Origin of the sequence: Streptomyces sp. CA-249302, from assembly GCF_050936785.1 — a bacterium.
GTDB lineage: Bacteria > Actinomycetota > Actinomycetes > Streptomycetales > Streptomycetaceae > Streptomyces.
Window position 1 is genome coordinate 2,545,773 of sequence record NZ_JBNJMG010000001.1, and the last position, 15,671, is coordinate 2,561,443.

Annotated in this window: 13 protein-coding genes and 1 pseudogene; all 14 read right to left on the reverse strand. The window is 69.3% G+C overall.

Going from position 1 to position 15,671, the window contains the following annotated elements; all coding sequences use genetic code 11:
• Positions 1-39: 39 nt before the first annotated feature.
• Positions 40-1,152, reverse strand: coding sequence for a right-handed parallel beta-helix repeat-containing protein (locus ACQEWB_RS11480; protein WP_432829749.1), 1,113 nt, complete (start codon positions 1,150-1,152; stop codon positions 40-42).
• A 44-nt stretch (positions 1,153-1,196) separates the two neighbouring features.
• A complete protein-coding gene (locus ACQEWB_RS11485) occupies positions 1,197-2,252 on the reverse strand; it encodes a dienelactone hydrolase family protein (RefSeq protein WP_432829751.1) in 1,056 nt (351 codons plus the stop codon).
• Entirely contained in the window at positions 2,239-3,276 is a 1,038-nt protein-coding gene (locus tag ACQEWB_RS11490) for a pectinesterase family protein (protein WP_432829753.1), read from the reverse strand. Before ACQEWB_RS11490 ends, ACQEWB_RS11485 begins: the two co-directional genes overlap by 14 nt.
• A 1-nt stretch (position 3,277) precedes the next feature.
• Entirely contained in the window at positions 3,278-4,444 is a 1,167-nt protein-coding gene (locus ACQEWB_RS11495; RefSeq protein WP_432829755.1) for a pectinesterase family protein, read from the reverse strand.
• A gap of 112 nt (positions 4,445-4,556) precedes the next feature.
• On the reverse strand, positions 4,557-5,870 hold the full coding sequence (locus ACQEWB_RS11500; protein ID WP_432829757.1) for a pectate lyase family protein: 1,314 nt from the start codon (positions 5,868-5,870) through the stop codon (positions 4,557-4,559).
• Between the two features lie 16 nt (positions 5,871-5,886).
• Positions 5,887-6,693, reverse strand: coding sequence for a rhamnogalacturonan acetylesterase (locus ACQEWB_RS11505; protein ID WP_432829759.1), 807 nt, complete (start codon positions 6,691-6,693; stop codon positions 5,887-5,889).
• 100 nt (positions 6,694-6,793) lie between these two features.
• Positions 6,794-8,131 (reverse strand): ABC transporter substrate-binding protein, encoded by a 1,338-nt coding sequence (locus tag ACQEWB_RS11510; RefSeq protein ID WP_432829761.1) that lies wholly within the window; start codon positions 8,129-8,131, stop codon positions 6,794-6,796.
• Positions 8,132-8,207: 76 nt separating this feature from the next.
• Positions 8,208-9,023 (reverse strand): annotated as a pseudogene (locus tag ACQEWB_RS11515) (pectinesterase family protein); the annotation flags it as partial.
• 46 nt (positions 9,024-9,069) lie between these two features.
• Positions 9,070-10,569, reverse strand: a complete 1,500-nt coding sequence (locus ACQEWB_RS11520; RefSeq protein WP_432829763.1) for a family 43 glycosylhydrolase — start codon at positions 10,567-10,569, stop codon at positions 9,070-9,072.
• Entirely contained in the window at positions 10,566-11,411 is an 846-nt protein-coding gene (locus ACQEWB_RS11525; RefSeq protein WP_432829765.1) for a PmoA family protein, read from the reverse strand. The genes ACQEWB_RS11520 and ACQEWB_RS11525 overlap by 4 nt, the downstream gene beginning before the upstream one ends.
• The gene (locus ACQEWB_RS11530) at positions 11,411-12,556 is read right to left on the reverse strand and encodes a Gfo/Idh/MocA family protein (RefSeq protein WP_432829767.1); all 1,146 of its coding nucleotides are present in this window, start codon (positions 12,554-12,556) and stop codon (positions 11,411-11,413) included. Before ACQEWB_RS11530 ends, ACQEWB_RS11525 begins: the two co-directional genes overlap by 1 nt.
• Positions 12,553-13,836 (reverse strand): pectate lyase family protein, encoded by a 1,284-nt coding sequence (locus ACQEWB_RS11535; RefSeq protein WP_432829769.1) that lies wholly within the window; start codon positions 13,834-13,836, stop codon positions 12,553-12,555. The genes ACQEWB_RS11530 and ACQEWB_RS11535 overlap by 4 nt, the downstream gene beginning before the upstream one ends.
• Entirely contained in the window at positions 13,833-14,717 is an 885-nt protein-coding gene (locus ACQEWB_RS11540; RefSeq protein WP_432829771.1) for a carbohydrate ABC transporter permease, read from the reverse strand. The genes ACQEWB_RS11535 and ACQEWB_RS11540 overlap by 4 nt, the downstream gene beginning before the upstream one ends.
• Positions 14,714-15,631: a carbohydrate ABC transporter permease gene (locus tag ACQEWB_RS11545; RefSeq protein ID WP_432829773.1), complete on the reverse strand. Its 918-nt coding sequence runs from the start codon at positions 15,629-15,631 to the stop codon at positions 14,714-14,716. Before ACQEWB_RS11545 ends, ACQEWB_RS11540 begins: the two co-directional genes overlap by 4 nt.
• Between the last annotated feature and the right edge of the window lie 40 nt (positions 15,632-15,671).

Below are 15,671 nucleotides of genomic sequence, written 5' to 3' on the forward strand. Positions count from 1 at the left end.
AAAAAACGGGTCAAGCGCCCTGGGCGGCGGTCCGCGGGGTCAGTTCATCGTGGCGCCGATGGTGCTGCTGCCCGTCGTGAGGAACGTGGTCGCGGGCAGGGTGCCGCTGGAGCTGCGGGCGTTGTACGTGCTGCTCGCGTCCGTCGAGACGAACGCCGGCGTGGAGATCCCGGAGTCCCAGTTGTTGCCTGCCGAGGTGACCGAGGAGCCCTTGGTGACCGAGCCGCTGCCGTTGCTCACCGCGAGGTTCTTGCCGAGCTTGGCGGAGCTGGTGGCGAAGTAGTAGCCCCACTTGGAGTTGGCGTAGGCCGTGGTGCGGTTGATGACGATCGCGCCGGTGTTGGAGTTCTCGGTGAAGCCGTTGCCGGCGTTGCCCCAGGCCGCCGAGTTGTTGACGACGTGCGCGACGACCTCGCCGTCGCCGCCCAGCTTGTAGCCGTTGCCGTCGCCCGCGAAGGCGGAGTCGGACCAGCGGTTGACGCCGTTGCCGAAGGACCAGGTGTGCTCGACGGTGACCGGCGTGGAGAAGGACCAGAAGTCGATCCCGTCGTCGGAGTTGTTGTAGAGCCGGGCGCCGGTGACCAGGTTGCCGCTGCCGGAGCCGAACTTGATGGCGATCCCGTCGGCGTTCTCGCCATGGTTGGCGGAGTCGTAGTTGCCGTACGAGTCGATGTTCTTGACCGTGTTGTTCACGGTGCCGTCGCCGGTGAGGGTGAAGCCGGAGTCGCCGCCGTTGATGGTCTTGATGTTGTTCCAGTTGGTGCCGGTGCAGGACTGGCAGACGACCGCGCTGTCCGGGGAGTTCTGGAAGGTCATGTTGGAGACGTTCCAGTAGTCGGCGGTCAGCTTGAAGATCCAGTCGCCGGAGGGCAGCGAGGACCCGTCGATCTTCACGGTCTCCGAGCCGTACGCGGTGAGCGTGATCGGCGCGGAGGAGGTGCCGTTGGCCGTGGACTGGAGGGTGGCCGTCGGGTAGTAGGTGCCGCCGCGGACCTGGATGACGGTGCCTGCGGTGGCGTTCTTGATGGCGTTGGAGAGGTCGGTCGAGTTGCTGACGACCACGGTGGCGGCCTGCGCCTGGGTGGGGAGGACGGCGAGGCCGGCGCCGAGGGCGAGGGCCGCCGCGGTGGCGAGAGCGGTACGACGAGACATGGAGTGCGGTCCTTTCGTCGTGCGGAGATGGGGATGGACGGGGATCACAGGACACGGTCGAGCCAGCTGAAGACCTCGTCCTGCATGCGGTCGGTGAAGACATGGCCGAGCTCGGGCCAGGACTTCAGGTGCAACCGCTCCTCGGCGTGGCGGGAGCGCCAGACGGCGCGCAGCCGGTCGTAGGCGGCTTGGACGCCTTCGGCGGGGAACAGCGGATCGAGCCCGCCGTCGAAGAAGAGCATCGGCCTGGGTGCGGCGATGCTCGCCACGTCGGGGAAGTCGAGCAACCGGGGCAGTCCAGGGTGGAGCATGTAGTACGCGGACTGTCCGCGCAGGATGTTGTTGCCGGGCACCGTCAGCTGCTTGAGGCCGCTCATCCAGCAGACCGCGGCGACGGCGCTCACGGCGTCGGTGAGCGCGGCGGTCTGCCAGGCACGGTAGGCGCCGAACGAGAAGCCGAGGGCCGCGACGCGTCGGGGGTCCACCCGGTCGAGGCCGGCCAGGAACCCGGCGGCGCGGGCGTCCTCGCGGGCCATGAGTCCGGCGAGGGAGGAGCCGAGGTTGTAGAAGTTGGCTGCCAGGGCCTGCTGTTGCTGGTAGGTGATCGGTCCGCGGTCGCCCCAGCCGGGGGCGTCCAGGCACAGCACGACGTATCCGCGCCGGGCCAGCTCGTCGCCGACGAACCGTCCGCTGAAGCAACAGCCCGCCCAGTCCCGCGCGGAGACGAGGCGCCTGTCGTCGTACCAGGGCCGGACGAGCTTCTCCTTGCCGATGTCGAACCTGGCGCCGTGGTCATGGAGCAGCAGGACGGCGGGGAAGGGCCCGGCGCCGTGCGGGGTGAGCAGGGCACCGCGGACGCGCTCGTGGCGGGTGAGGGAGAGGGTGACCAACTCCCTTGTACAGTCCTCTCCTTGTTCGGCCCCGCCGTACTCGGGTGCGTACGGAGTCTCGTCCTGCCGCTCCACCAGCAGGTGCTCCTCGACCTTGACGCGGGCGGTGTGCCGCCACTCCTCGAAGTCGCGGATCGGCGAAGTGCCCCAGGCGAGCGGGAAGTCGAGCTCCTTCTTCAGCGCCGGGTACAGGTCCTCAGGGGTGGGCATACGGCCGCCAGTCGCCCAGATACGCCTTCCTGGTGTGCGAGCCGGCCTCCTCGGGCGTCAGCTGCGGCCGGTTCTCGGGCACTGAAATCACCGCGCCGGGGCCGGAGTTGGCGTACTCGTGGAAGCGCATGGTCTGCCAGGGGTAGGCGTCCCGCATGTTGGTGTAGGGCGCGACCGGGTCTATGCCGGGCCCGATCCAGGAGTCCCGGACGACCAGCGAGGGCCAGGCGGTCGTCTCGTACGAGGGGACCCAGGGGCGGGCCAGCTTGTACGCCGCGTCCTCCGCGCCGGAGGTGATCCGGGAGCGGACGGCGAGGATGCCGTGCGGGTTGGCACGGGCGGTGGAGGGCGCGAAGACCATGCCCTTGGGGGTGAAGGTCACGTCCCGCTGGAGGGTGTGGAAGTGGCACGCCTCGAACACGGCCGTGGCCCGCCCGAAGACGAAGTCGACGTCGCCCTCGATGTGACAGCGGTGGAAGTACTGCCGGTCGAAGGCGTCGAGGGCGCTCGTGTCGACGAAGAGGGTGTCCTGGTGGGCCAGGAGCCGGACGTTCTCGAAGTACGACCGGTCGCCGGTGACGTAGGCCGCGACCGCCTGGGTGCCGGTGATGTCGGGATGGTCGGCGCGCAGCCAGTCGTTGGCGAGGGTCAGGTCGCGGACGGTCAGCCCGGGCGCCGCGGAGGTGAAGGTGGCGGAGCCCGCGGTGCCGTAGGTGGTGCCGTCGGGCTTCTTCGTGCCGTTGGCGTTGTCGAAGACGATAACGGTGGAGCGGGGGTCGCGGGAGGCGCCGCGGAGCGTCAACTGCTCCTTTTCCGCCGGGATGTTGACGACCTCGCGATACGTGCCCGGGTGTACGACGATCGTCCGGCCCGGGCCGTCCACTGTGTCGACGGCTGATTGGAGGGAGTCGCCGGGGTGGACGTGCAGCACACGACGGGCGGGGGCAGCGGCGAGGGCAGGGCCGGCACCTGCGGCCAGCAGACCGCCGGTCAGGCCCGCGAGGAGGGTGCGTCGGGTGGGCATCTCAGCAGCCCTCCTTCCATGGCGCCCAGTCGCCGAGGTAGGCCTCACGGGTCGCCGACTCGGCCTGTACGGCGGTGAGTTGGGGCCGGTTCTCGGGCACGGTGATGACCGCTCCCGGCCCGGAGTTGCGGTACTCGGCGAAGCGCTGGCTCTGCCACGGGAAGGTGTCCGACATGTTGGTGTAGGGCGCGACCGCGTCGATGCCGGGGCCGAGGTGGGTGTCGCGGACGGTGAGCATCGGGCGGGCGGTGGGGTCGGAGCCCGGGACCCAGGGGCGGGCCAACTTGTAGTAGGCGTCCGGCGCTTCACTGCTCACCTTGCACCGCGTCACCAGATGGCCGCGCGGGTTGGCGACCGCGGTGGACGGCGCGAAGACGAAGCCGTAGGGGGCGGCGGCGAGGTCGGTGCGGTTCAGCGTCCGGAAGTGGCACCGGTCGTAGACGGCGGTGGCCCGCCCGAAGACGAAGTCGACGTCACCCTCGACGTAGCACTGGCTGTAGTACTGGCGGGCGAAGGTGCCGAGGCTCATCGAGTCGGAGTACAGGGTGTCCTGGTGGCCGAGGAAGCGGCAGTGCGCGAAGGCGCTGCGGTCGCCCTGCACCTTGATGGCCACCGCCTGCGTGCCCGTGATCTCGGGGTGGTCGGCGCGCAGCCAGTCGTTGGCGAAGGTGATCCAGCGGGCGGTGAAGCCGTCGGCCTGCACGGTCGTGGTGGCGGAACCGGTGGTGCCGTAGGTGCCGCCGCCGGGCTTGGCGGTGCCGGCCGCGTTGTCGTAGACGATCACGACGTCACGCGGGTCCTCGGAGGCGCCGATCCAGGTCGCCTCGGTACGGGTGACGTCGAGGGCGACCGTCTCCCGGTAGACACCGGGCGCGAGGACCAGCGTCCAGCCGCTGCCGACGGCGGCGGTGGCGGCGTCCTTGACGGTGGTGTGGTCGCCGCGGCCCTGGGGGTCTACGTACAGCGTCTGCGCGGTGAGGCGGGCTGCGGGTGATCCGAAGCGGCCGAAGGGACGGCGGCGGGCCTCGGGCCGGGCGGGTACCGACGCGGGTGCCTCGGAGGAGGCCCGGGCGGGGCCCGACGCCAGGCCGAGCGCGGCTCCCGTCGCGGCGGTCGCGAGCAGGAATCCCCTTCTGGACAGGGGGAGTTGGCTGTGGTGCGAGGACATGCGGGTGCTCCTTGGGAGTGCGGCTCGAGCAGGGGGTTTCCTCGCGTGGGGGGTGTTGCGGGGAGGCCGGGGCGGCCCCCGGTGTCCGCCCCGGCCGGTCGTGGGGGCGCCCTCAGCAGATGCGGCCGGCGCCCGCGCCGCGGTCGACGATGCCCGGCACCTTCTTGGCCGGGTCGATCTTCGTGCGCAGGGTGGGTGTCCAGCCCGCGCCCGACTGGAGGATCTCGGTGGGCACTTCGGCGTTGTGGACGGCGATCAGATCGGTGAGCTCACCGCCCACGTAGTTGTCGTCGGCGGTGAGCGGCGCTTCCTTCCACTTCTTCAGGATCGAACCGGCGCTCACCCCGTCGGCCAGCGTGAACGCGTTGTGCTCGGCGACGAGTTGGGACTCCATGCCGATGCCGTAGCTGTAGGAGAAGCCGTCCTGGGCGACGAAGTGGTTGTTGTACGAGTCCACTTGGCCGAACCGGACACGCGGCGCCCGCTCGACGAGGTTCGAGAACAGGTTGTGATGGAAGGTGACCTTCAGATGCCCCCGGTCGACGGCGGCCGTGGAGGCGCTGTCGCTGTTGCCGATCAGGATCGTCTTGTCGTGGTCCTCGAAGACGTTCCACGAAGCCGTGACGTAGTCGGCGCCCTTGACGATGTCGAGCTCGCCGTCGTGCTGCTCGAAGATCCGTCCGTAGTAGTACGGCAGTGTGCTGTCCGGGTGGTCGCCGTCGGTGAACGTGTTGTGGTCCATCCACACATGCGTCGACCCGTACACGACCGCGCTGTCGTACTCGGAGTTCCAGTTGCCGTCGGCCGTGTCGGTCGGGTCCCACTGCGGGAAGCAGTCCAGCGGGCTCTCGAAGGCGAGGTTGCGCACGATGACGTTGTCGACGCCCTTGATCTGCAGGCTGGCGCCCTTGAAGCCGGCATCCTTGCCCACGCCGATGATCGTGGTGTTGGCCGGGACGTCCGCCTTGATGTAGGCGTCCTGGTTGGCGGCGGAGGCGCGGCGCAGGCCCTCGGGGCTGTCGTCGGGCTCGGCGTCGAGGGTCTTGTCGTGCCCCCAGACGGCGGGGTCGTACTTGGCGAGGTAGGCGGCGAAGTCGTACCCGGCCGCCGTGAACGAGTCGCAGCTCGGGCCGTCGGCGTCGATGACGCCCTTCACCTTGATGATCTTCGGCGCGGTGCCGCCGTCGGCGAGGGCGGCCTTGAAGCCGGCCCAGTCGGTGACGGTGTACACGTGCGCGGCGTCGGCGGCCGAGCCGCCGCTGGTGCCGGTGCCGTAGGAGCCCCAGCCGTCGTTCGCGCCGAGCACCTGGCGGGCGAGGTCCCGGGGCTGGGCCTGGGCAGCGGTCGTCCCGGTGACGCCGAGCACCAGGGCGGTGCACCCCACGATGGACGCTATGACGCGTCCATGACATTTCTGTGTACGCACTGTACGGCTCTCCTCGTTACGCGACCGAGGCGTCGGTCGCCTCGGGCCAGGTGATCCAGGACGTGGGAATGTCGTCGTGCAGCCGGATGACGTCCCGCGGCGCGAGCACCCGGGTGCGCAGCAGCTCCCGGGCCACGAGCCGGGCCACGGCGATCGCGCCCGGCGGATTGAAGTGCGTGTTGTCCTGCTCGGTGTCGGTCCAGTTGAAGTAGACCTTCGTCTCCTCGACCCCGAGCTCCTGCCAGAGCGCGAGCGACAGCGCCTCGACGTCGAGCAGCGCGACCCGCTCCTCCTCGGCGAGCGCCCGCATGGCCGCGGGATACTCGCCATGGGTCGGCACGGCGTTCCCGTCGGCGTCGAAGCGCCGCCGCTCGACGGGCGTGGCGAGCACGGGTCGGGCGCCCTTGGAGCGCGCGCCCTCGACGTACAGCCGCAGACAGTCCTGGTACGTCGTCCAGGGCTCGGTGTACCGGGTCGGGTCGTCGCTCTTCTCGTCGTTGTGCGCGAACTGGATGAGGAGGAGGTCGCCGGGCCGGATCAGCGCCAGTATCGCGTCGAGTCGGCCCTCGTCGACGAAGCTCTTCGAACTCCGCCCGTTCACGGCGTGATTGGCGACAACGAGGTTCTTGCGGAGGAAGAACGGAAGCGCCATTCCCCACCCGGTTTCCGGTGCGGCGTCGGCGTATTTCTGGGCGGCGGTGGAATCACCGGCGATATAGAGCGTACGGGACCGCCGGGCGGCCTGGGCCGTCCCGTTGACGGCCAGTGCGAGAGGAACAGCGGCAAGAGCGGCCGCGGCAACCTGTCTACGGGTAAGTGACACAGACGTTCACCTCTCAGGTCCTTTTCTTGGGGGCGCGGGGAACTGCGCGGCCAGCCACAACGGACCCGCAGTCCCCCACAGTCCGAAACCACCCAACGCCTCAGTGGTTCTTCTTCCAGTCCGCCTGGGCCTTGTTGAGCTGATCCGCCAGCGTGTCCAGGAAGTCCTTCACACTCATCTTCCCGAGCAGCACCTTCTGGAAGTTCGGCTCGTTGTCGGCCTTGGAAATGGTGTTCCAGTCCGGCAGGTAATACGGCAGCTGCACGATCTTCGTACCGTCACCGTTCAAGGCCTCCGCCGCCAACTTCGTAGGCTCGGCCTTCTGGATCCACGCGTCCTGCGCGGCCTCCGTGTTCGCCGGAATCTGCCCCGCCGACTCGTTGAACTTCGAGTTCTCCGCGTGCGAGACCGCGAATTCCACGAACTTCCAGGCGGCCGCCTTGTTCTTGCTGGACTTGAAGACACTCATCCCGTCGACCGGGTTGGAGATCTGCACCCGGGTCCCGTCGTCCTGGGTCGGGTTCGGCAGTCCACGGAACTTGTCCGCGCCCAGCGCCTTCAGATGGTCCTGGTACGACCCGAGGTTGTGGCTCAGCATCCCGATCGTGCCGCTGTCCCACTGCGCGACCATCTTGGTGAAGTCGTTGTTGACGTCGGCGGACGGCGTGTCCTTCTTGTACAGCGCGACGTACTTCTCCAACGCGGCAACGTTCTTCGGGTCGTTGACGGTCGTCGTGTCGCCGTTCCAGAACGAGGTGATCCCGCTCTGGCTGTACGCCGCGTCCAGCGCCGGCGCGATCGACCCCTCGCCGCCGCGGATGGTGAACCCGAACTCGTTCTTGCCCTTGTTCGTGAGCTTGTCGGCGGCCGTGTAGAACTTCGACCAGGTGGTCGGCGCCTCCAGACCCGCCTTCTTGAACAGGTCGGTCCGGTACCAGAGCGTGCCGTTGTTCGACGAGGTCGGAATCTGGTACAGCTTGTCGCCGCCTCCGGCGGCCCTGCTGCTGTCCAGGAGGTTCTGGCTCAGCTTGCCGTTGAGCGAGCTCTTCTCCAGGCGGCTGTCCAGCGGCTCCAGCGCCCCCTGCACGGCCACCTCGGCGAGCATCGCCGTACCGACACCGCCGACGTCCGGCAGACCGCCGCCCTGGATGGCCGTGTCGTACTTGGACTGAGCGCTCGCGGCGGGGATGCCGACGTACTTGACCTTGATGTTCGGGTTGGCCTTCTCGAAGTCGGCGATGATCTCCTTCCAGATGTCGGTGCGAACACCTCCGTTGTTGTCCCAGAAGGTGATCTCGCCCTTGCCGGAGCCCTCGTTCCCCTTGTCCCCCGCGCTCCCACTGCCGTCGTCGCCGCAGGCGGTGGCGGTCAGCGCGAGCACGGAGCCCAGGGCGACGGCGATGGCGGCGCGCCTGCTTCTACGGATGCTGCTCTTCATTGGTCGGCTCTCTTCTTCTGGATCCAACGGAGCTGTGAACTCGTGCGCGGAGATATGAAGTTGTGGGGGGTCAGTGACCGATCCGCGCCTGCGGACCGGAGAAGCGCTTCACCAGCGCGGGAACGGCGGCGGCCGGGTCCAGCCGGTAGCGGTAGAAATCCCGCGGATCGAAGGCGGCACCCCATTCGTCGGTCCGCCCGCTCGTGTTCCTCAGAATCGATCCGCGCTGCACCAACTCCGCGGTGGCATCCGCCTGATAGGGGTGCTGCACACCGTCGAAATAGCTGTTCTCGATGACCATCCTGGTGTGGCCGCGGGCCCAGTTCCCGTACGAGGGATTGCGCTGCTTCGTGCCCGTGAACCAGTTGTGGTCGATCCAGACGTGGTCGACGGTGTCCAGCTGGATCGCGTCGAAGTCCTGCGTCTTGCCGTCCCAGTCGCCCTCGACGTAGGAGTCGCGGATCGTCAGATTGCGGATGACGACGTTGTGCGTACCGGGGTTGAGATGCAGTTCCCCGTGCACGATCTCGCCGCTGTCCCCGACGCCGATGACGGTCTTGTTGGAGCCGAAGGGCTCGACCGCAATGGACCCCGACACCCGTATGACATACGGCTCTTCGGCCGCCGCGTACTTCACCAGCGAGGCCTGGTCGGTGACCGTCACGACCTTGCCGCCCGCGCCACCGGTGGTGCCGCCGGCGAGGGAGGCGAAGCCGTGCGCCCGGTCGCTGAACCGGTCCGCCGAGACCGGGCCCGGTGCCGGTGCCGCGCTCACGGCCCTGGCCGGCGCCACGGCCCCGAGGAACAGCGCGGCCACGAGGCCCGTCACGGCGGCCAGGACAAGGCCGCCCCTCGGTCTCGGCAAGCGCTTGCTATGCAGGTGCTGCGTCATTGCGGCTCCCAACAGGCATACGGGTGCGGTGGGTTACTGCGTCGGGCTACAAGGAGTCGATCCTGAAGTGCGTGAAGGTTGCCGCGCCGGCGTGACCCGAGCCGACGGGCGCGAGCGCGAACAGACCGAGCAGGGCGCCGACCCAACGCCAGGGCGTGGCGGCGAAGACGGGGCCGGACGGACGCGGGCCGTCGCCGATGTCGTAGAAGAACCGGCAGCGGGCCCCGGACCCGATCTCGATCCGCAGCCGCACGCGCCCCTCGGGCGCGAGCAGTGGATGATCGGCGTCCCGCTCCCTCTCGGCAACGCCCTCCGCGAACCGGTGCACCACCTGCACCGTCCCGTCGGCCCCGCGCTCCAGCCCGATCCAGCCGAACGCGTCCCCGAGCACCGCGAGCCCGGCCCGCGCCCCCGGCTCCTCGCTGTGCAGCCTCAGCTCGACCTCGACGGCGGACGGCGTACCCGGCAGCCGCTGAGTGAGGACGTTGGGGAGTTTCCGCAGGTCATGGGCGTCGGCCGAGCGGACGCAGGACAGCCGTAGCCCGTCCCCGGAGTGGTGGGTGGCCCAGCCGTGCTGCGGGTTGGCGGTCCAGGACCACTGGCGGCCGAAGCGGCCGCCGGGGAAGTCGTCGTCGGTGGCGGGCGCGGCGGCCGGCTGCGGCGGAAGGTCGGGCCTCGGGTGTACGGCGACGGGGGCGCCCTCGTTCCCGAGCACCGGCCACCCTTCGGCGCCCCAGCGCATCGGCTGGAGGTGCACGACCCGGCCGTACGCACCCCGCTGCTGGAAGTGCAGGAACCAGTCCTCACCCGACGCCGTGCGTACCCAGCCGCCCTGGTGCGGGCCGTTGACCTCGGTGTCCTTCTGTTCCAGGACGATCCGCTCCTCGTACGGCCCGAAGAAGCCGCGCGAGCGGAAGGCGCCCTGCCAGCCGGTCTCGACTCCCCCCGCGGGGGCGAGGATCCAGAACCAGCCGTCGTGCTTGTAGATCTTCGGACCCTCGAGGGTGAACCAGCCGGGGATCCGATCGCCGTCGACGATCAGCTTGCCCTCGTCGAGAAGTGACGTCCCGTCGGGAGTCATACGGTGGCCGGTGAGGCGGTTCTTGACCCCGGAGCGGGACCTGGCCCAGGCGTGCACGAGGTAGGCCTCGCCGGTCTCCTCGTCCCACAGCGGGCAGGGATCGATCAGGCCCTTGCCCTCCTTCACCAGGTGCGGGCTGGTCCAAGGGCCGCGTACCTGTGGGGAGTTGATCTGGAAGATGCCCCGGTCGGGGTCGCCCCAGAAGATCCAGAAGCGTTCGTCGTGGTACCGGATCGACGGCGCCCAGACGCCACAGTCGTGCCGGGGGGTCGCGAACTCGCCTGCCGGTTCCAGATGTTGGAGGGCGTGGCCGACCAGCGTCCAGTTGACCAGGTCGCGCGAGTGCAGCAGGGGCAGGCCGGGGACGCGGCCGAAGCTGGACGCGGTGAGGTAGAAGTCCTCGCCGACGCGGACGACATCGGGGTCGGACCAGTCGGCGTTCAGGATCGGATTCGTGTACGTCACTGGCTCACCGCCTTGCGTACCAGGGCCGTTGCCTCGTCGCGGCCGAGGCGGCCGTCGGCGACGACGGTCACGATGCGCCGTACGACGGTCTCGCCCGACGGGATCGGCAGCCGCTCCTCGTGCGCCAACGACGAGCCCACGCCCGGGTATTCGGCGGTGCGCACGAACCACGGGTCGCGGCGGGTCTGTTCGGTGGCGCCGGCGAAGACGAGGGTCCAGTTCGCGCCCGCGAGGGCGAGCCAGTCGGCGCGGGCGCCGTGGACCTCCGTCTCGCCCTCACGGTCGGGGGTGAAGACGTCGGGCTCCCGCTGTTCTTTCCGGGCCCGCCAGAAGAAGCCGCCGTATGCGGCGCCGGGGCGGCCGTTGGTGGCCGGGCTGCCGATGGAGAGGGGGCCGGGGGTGACGTTGGTGAGGGAGAAGGTGAAGTCCAACGCCCAGGCGGAGTCGGTGAGTTCGGTCGCCGCGACGGTGCGGCGCTCGCGCAGCAGTTCCGCTCCCGACGCCACCCAGCGCAGCTCCTCCACGAAGCCGTCGGGGTCGCGGAGCTGGAAGGAGTTGTGGCGCTGGGCGCCGTGGTTGTCCAGCTCGGTCGGGCCCTGGTCGCGGACGTAGGTCCGGCCGCCCCAGAAGTTGTGCCCCTCGACGTCGGGAACGGCGACACCGACGCCGAGGTGGTGGATGTGGTCGGCGGGGCTGAGTTCGGTGACCGCCGTGCCGGCCGGGGTGGTGACGGGGTGCAGGTAGGGGCGCGGGGAGAGCCGGGCGGGGAGTTCGGGCCGGGTGACATAGCGGCCGACCGGGCGGCCCGCGACACGCAGGACCGGCGAGTCGTTGGTCGTCATCAGGTGCTCACCTCTTTGGGTAGGGCCCAGGTGGCGCCGAGCTCGGAATAGGTGGAGAGGGTGTCGGCGCAGGCCGCGACCAGCCCGTCGATGCCGGGGACGACCCTGCGGTCCTCGTCGGGGATCAGATGCCAGGCGTCGGACGGGAGCGGGGTCGGGTCCGGGGACTGTCGAATCGCTTCAACAACCGTCATGAAAGCGCCCGTCGAGTCGGGCGTGACCAGGAGTTCGGTGCCGTCGGTGAGGTGGTCGGCGAGGTTCTCCAGCAGGTCGGTGCGGCCGTAGTCGTACTCCTCGGGGCCGTGGTCGGCGCGCTGGAGCAGCACCCGGTCCTGCTTGTACCAGAAGGTAATCCGGCCTTTGGTGCCGTGCACCAGGACGTACGGCTCGCCGTCGCGCTCGGCGCACAAGGTCGCGGCGACGGTGATCCGGCGCCCCTGGGCCGTGGAGATGCGGACGCAGGAGGTGTCGTCGGACTCGATGTCGTTGGCGCGCAGCAGCTCCAGCTCGATGCCGGTGACGTCCTCGGCGTGCGTGGAGCCGTTGAGCGCGAGGGCGGTGGCGACGGTGTGGGCCAGGGGGTTGGTCAGCACACCGTCGATGACGTCGACGCCGTTCAGGCGCCGCTTCCCGGCCCAGGGCGCACGCCGGTAGTACGCCTGCGCGCGCACCCAGGCCCCGGCCCCACCGATCCCGGTGACCTCCCCGATCGCCCCCTCGGCGATCAGGTCGTGGATCGCGGGCACGGCGTGCGAGCCCAGCGACTGGAAGCCGATCTGGCAGGCCACGCCCGCCTCGGCGACCCCGTCGGCCATCCGGCGGAACTCGGCGTACGAGGGCGCGGGCGGCTTCTCCAGCAGCAGGTGCACGCCCTTGCGGGCGGCCGTCAGCGCCAGGTCCGTGTGGGTCGGGATCGGCGTGCAGATCACCGCGATCCGCGCGCCGGTGGAGTCGAGGAGGGCGCCGAAGTCCGGGGACTGCTCGGGCGTACCGAGGCCGTCGGGGATCTCGTCGGCGGCGAGCGGGGTCAGCTCGCAGATGCCTGCCAGCCGGACGATTCCCTTGTCCTGGAGCCGGCGGATGTTGTCGAGGTGCCAGCGGCCGTGGCCGCGCGCGCCCGCCAGGACGATGTCTACGGTGCTCATGGGATCCTCCCTGCGCCCGCGCCGCGCGCCACCTCTCGGTCGGCCGCCTCGGCGCTGTCGATCGTTCCGTGCAGGGTAGGCGTCCAGCCGACGTCCGCCGTGAGATCACGCTCGCTGCCGGAGTTGTAGGCGTCGTAGATGGCCAGGAGATCCACCGGATAGCTGTTGAAGAGGGTGCCGGTCTGGTGCAGCGCACTGCCGTTCCAGCTCTTCACGAGGTCGGCGACCTCGACATGGCCCGGAGTGTGGAAGGCGTTGTTCTCGGCGTAGATGCCGGACTCGGTGGAGACGCCGAGGGAGTACCTGTAGTCGTCGCCGGTGACCACGTACCGGTTGTCGTAGACGTGTACCTGCCCGAAGCGGACGCGCGGCGCGCGCTGGACGACCGACTCGAACTGGTTGTGGTGCAGGGTCACGCGCAGCTTGCCCCGGTCCCCGGTCGCCGAGTCGCTGTTGCCGATGAGCATCGCCTTGTCGTGGTCCTGGAACCGGCTCCAGGAGACGGTGACCAGGTCCGAGCCGTTGGTGATGTCCAACAGGCCGTCGTGGCGCAGGTAGTTGCGGGCGAAGTAGGTGGGCTCCTTCGCGTCCGGGTGGCCCTTGTCGGAGGCCGTGACGTGGTCGATCCAGACGTGCGTGGCACCGGTCAGCCAGATGTTGTCGTACGACGTCTTCCAGTCGCCGAGGCCGCCGGTGTTGGGCTGCCAGACGGGGAAGCAGTCGTAGGCGTCGCGCAGGTCGAGGTTGCGGACGATGACGTTGTTCGCGTTCCTGACCTGGAGGTTCGTGCCCTTCAGGACGGCGTCGCCGAGCCCCACGATCGTGGTGTTGGAGCCGACGGACAGCGTGACCCGCTCCGCCTGCCTGGACGCGGAGGCCTGGCGGGCGTCCTCCTGCTCACCGCTCGGCTTGGCGGAGCCCCAGGTGCGGGGGTCGTAGGCGGCGAGGTACTTCTTCAGGGTGTAGCCGTCGGTGGCGTAGTCGGCGCAGTCCAGGTGGTGGCCGTCGTCGTCGGTGTTGGCGTCGACGGTGCCGGCGACCTTGATGATCTTCGGAGTGTCGCTGCCGCCGTCGAGGGCACGGGCGAGGCCGGCGCGGTCGGTGACCGTGTAGACGTGGGCGTCGTCGGCCGCCGATCCGCCGGTGGTGCCGGTGCCTTCGGACGCCCAGCCGTCGTCGGCGGGCAGGGTGTCGCGGCTGATGTCGCGGGCCTCGGCGTGCGCGGGGACGCACAGCACCCCCAACACGGCGGTCGCCACAGCGATCTGACGGAGTCTCATCCCTTCACCGCCCCCGCGCTGAAGCCGGTGATCAGCCACTTCTGGATGAAGGCGAACACGATCACGACCGGTACGGCCGCGATGATGCCGCCCGCCGCCAGCGCACCCAGGTCCACGCTGTCCGAGCTCATCAGGGTGTTGAGGCCGACCGGGATGGTCTGCTTGCCCTGGTCGCTCAGGAACATCAGGGCGAACAGGAAGTGGTTCCAGGCGTGCACGAAGGCGAAGGAGCCGACGGCGATCAACCCGGGCCGCAGCAGCGGGAGTACGACGATCCGGAAGGCGGTGAAGCGGTTGCAGCCGTCGACCCAGGCGGCCTCTTCGAGGGAGTACGGCACGTTCCGGATGAACCCGCTGATCAGGATCATCGACAGCGGCAGCTGGAAGACGGTCTCGGCGATGATGACGCTCACCAGCGAGTTGATCATCCGCAGGTTGGCGAAGATCTCGAAGAGCGGCACCAGGAGCAGCGCGCCCGGCACGAACTGCGTGCAGAGCAGGGCGAGCATGAACGCCTTCTTGATCCGGAAGTCGAAGCGCGCGAGGGCGTAGCCGCCGGCCAGCGCGACCAGGGTCGTCATCACCAGGGTCGCGACGCCGACGAGCACGCTGTTCTGGAAGTAGGTGCCGAACGCCCGCTCGTTCCAGACCTTGTCGAAGTGGTCGAAGGTCATCGGCCAGGGCACGAGCGAGGTCGAGCCGGCCGGGCGGAGCGCGAAGAGGAGGATCCAGTAGAAGGGGATCAGGGTGAAGAGGAGGTAGATCGACAGGGGGACGTAGATGTGCCATCGGGGGACCTCGTCCCAGGCGCGGCGCCTCTTCCCCGGGTGGGCGGGCCGGGGCGTCACGCGCTCCGGTGCGGGTGCGATCTCGGTGATCACTTCTCCTCACCTCCGAACTTGCTCAGGCGCAGATAGACCATCGAGCAGAAGAGCAGGATCACGAACGCCACCGTGGTCAGGGCCGATGCGTAGCCGAAGTTGTGGGCGTCCACGCTGGTGTTGGCGATGTACAAGGGGAGGGTGGTCGTCTCGCCGGCCGGTCCGCCGCCCGTCAGGGTGTAGAGCAGGTCGACGTTGTTGAACTCCCACACCGCGCGCAGCAGCGTCGACAGGACGATCGCGTCCTTCAGATGCGGCAGCGTGATGTGCCAGAACTGCTTGAGGCGGCTGGCGCCGTCCACCTCGGCGGCCTCGTACAGGTCCTTCGAGACGGACTGGAGGTCGGCGAGGATGAGGATCGCGAAGAAGGGGACGCCTCGCCAGAGGTCGGCGACTATCGCCGCCGGGAAGACGGTTGAGGTGTCGGACAGCCAGCTGGTGCCGTATGACCCGATTCCCGCGTCGGCGAGGTAACGGGTGATGCCCGTCTGGGAGTTGTAGAGCAGCACCCAGATGGCGGAGGTCAGCACGCCGGAGACGGCCCACGGGGAGAAGACCAGCGCGCGGCCCAGCGCCCGTCCCACGAAGGTCTGGTTGACGATCAGGGCGAGTGCGAGACCGAAGAGCAGCTGGAGCCCGACCTCGACGACGACCCACTTGGCGCTGAAGGTCAGTGTGTCCCAGAACTGGGTGTCCTTGGTGAAGATCTGGACGAAGTTGTCGAAGCCCGCGTAGCCGTTCCGCCACGGCTTGGTGGGGTTGAAGTTCTGCAGGCTGTAGTAGAAGACGCTGAGGACCGGGTAGGCGATGAAGCCCAGCATCAGCAGGGCCGCCGGTGCGATCAGCAGGTACGGGAGCCTGCGGGGCGTGGCGGAGGCGCGGCGCCGCGGGTTCGCCACAGCGGCTTGGGCCATCACTGGTCTCCGTTCTCAGGTGCGTGCGGCTTGCTTTTGG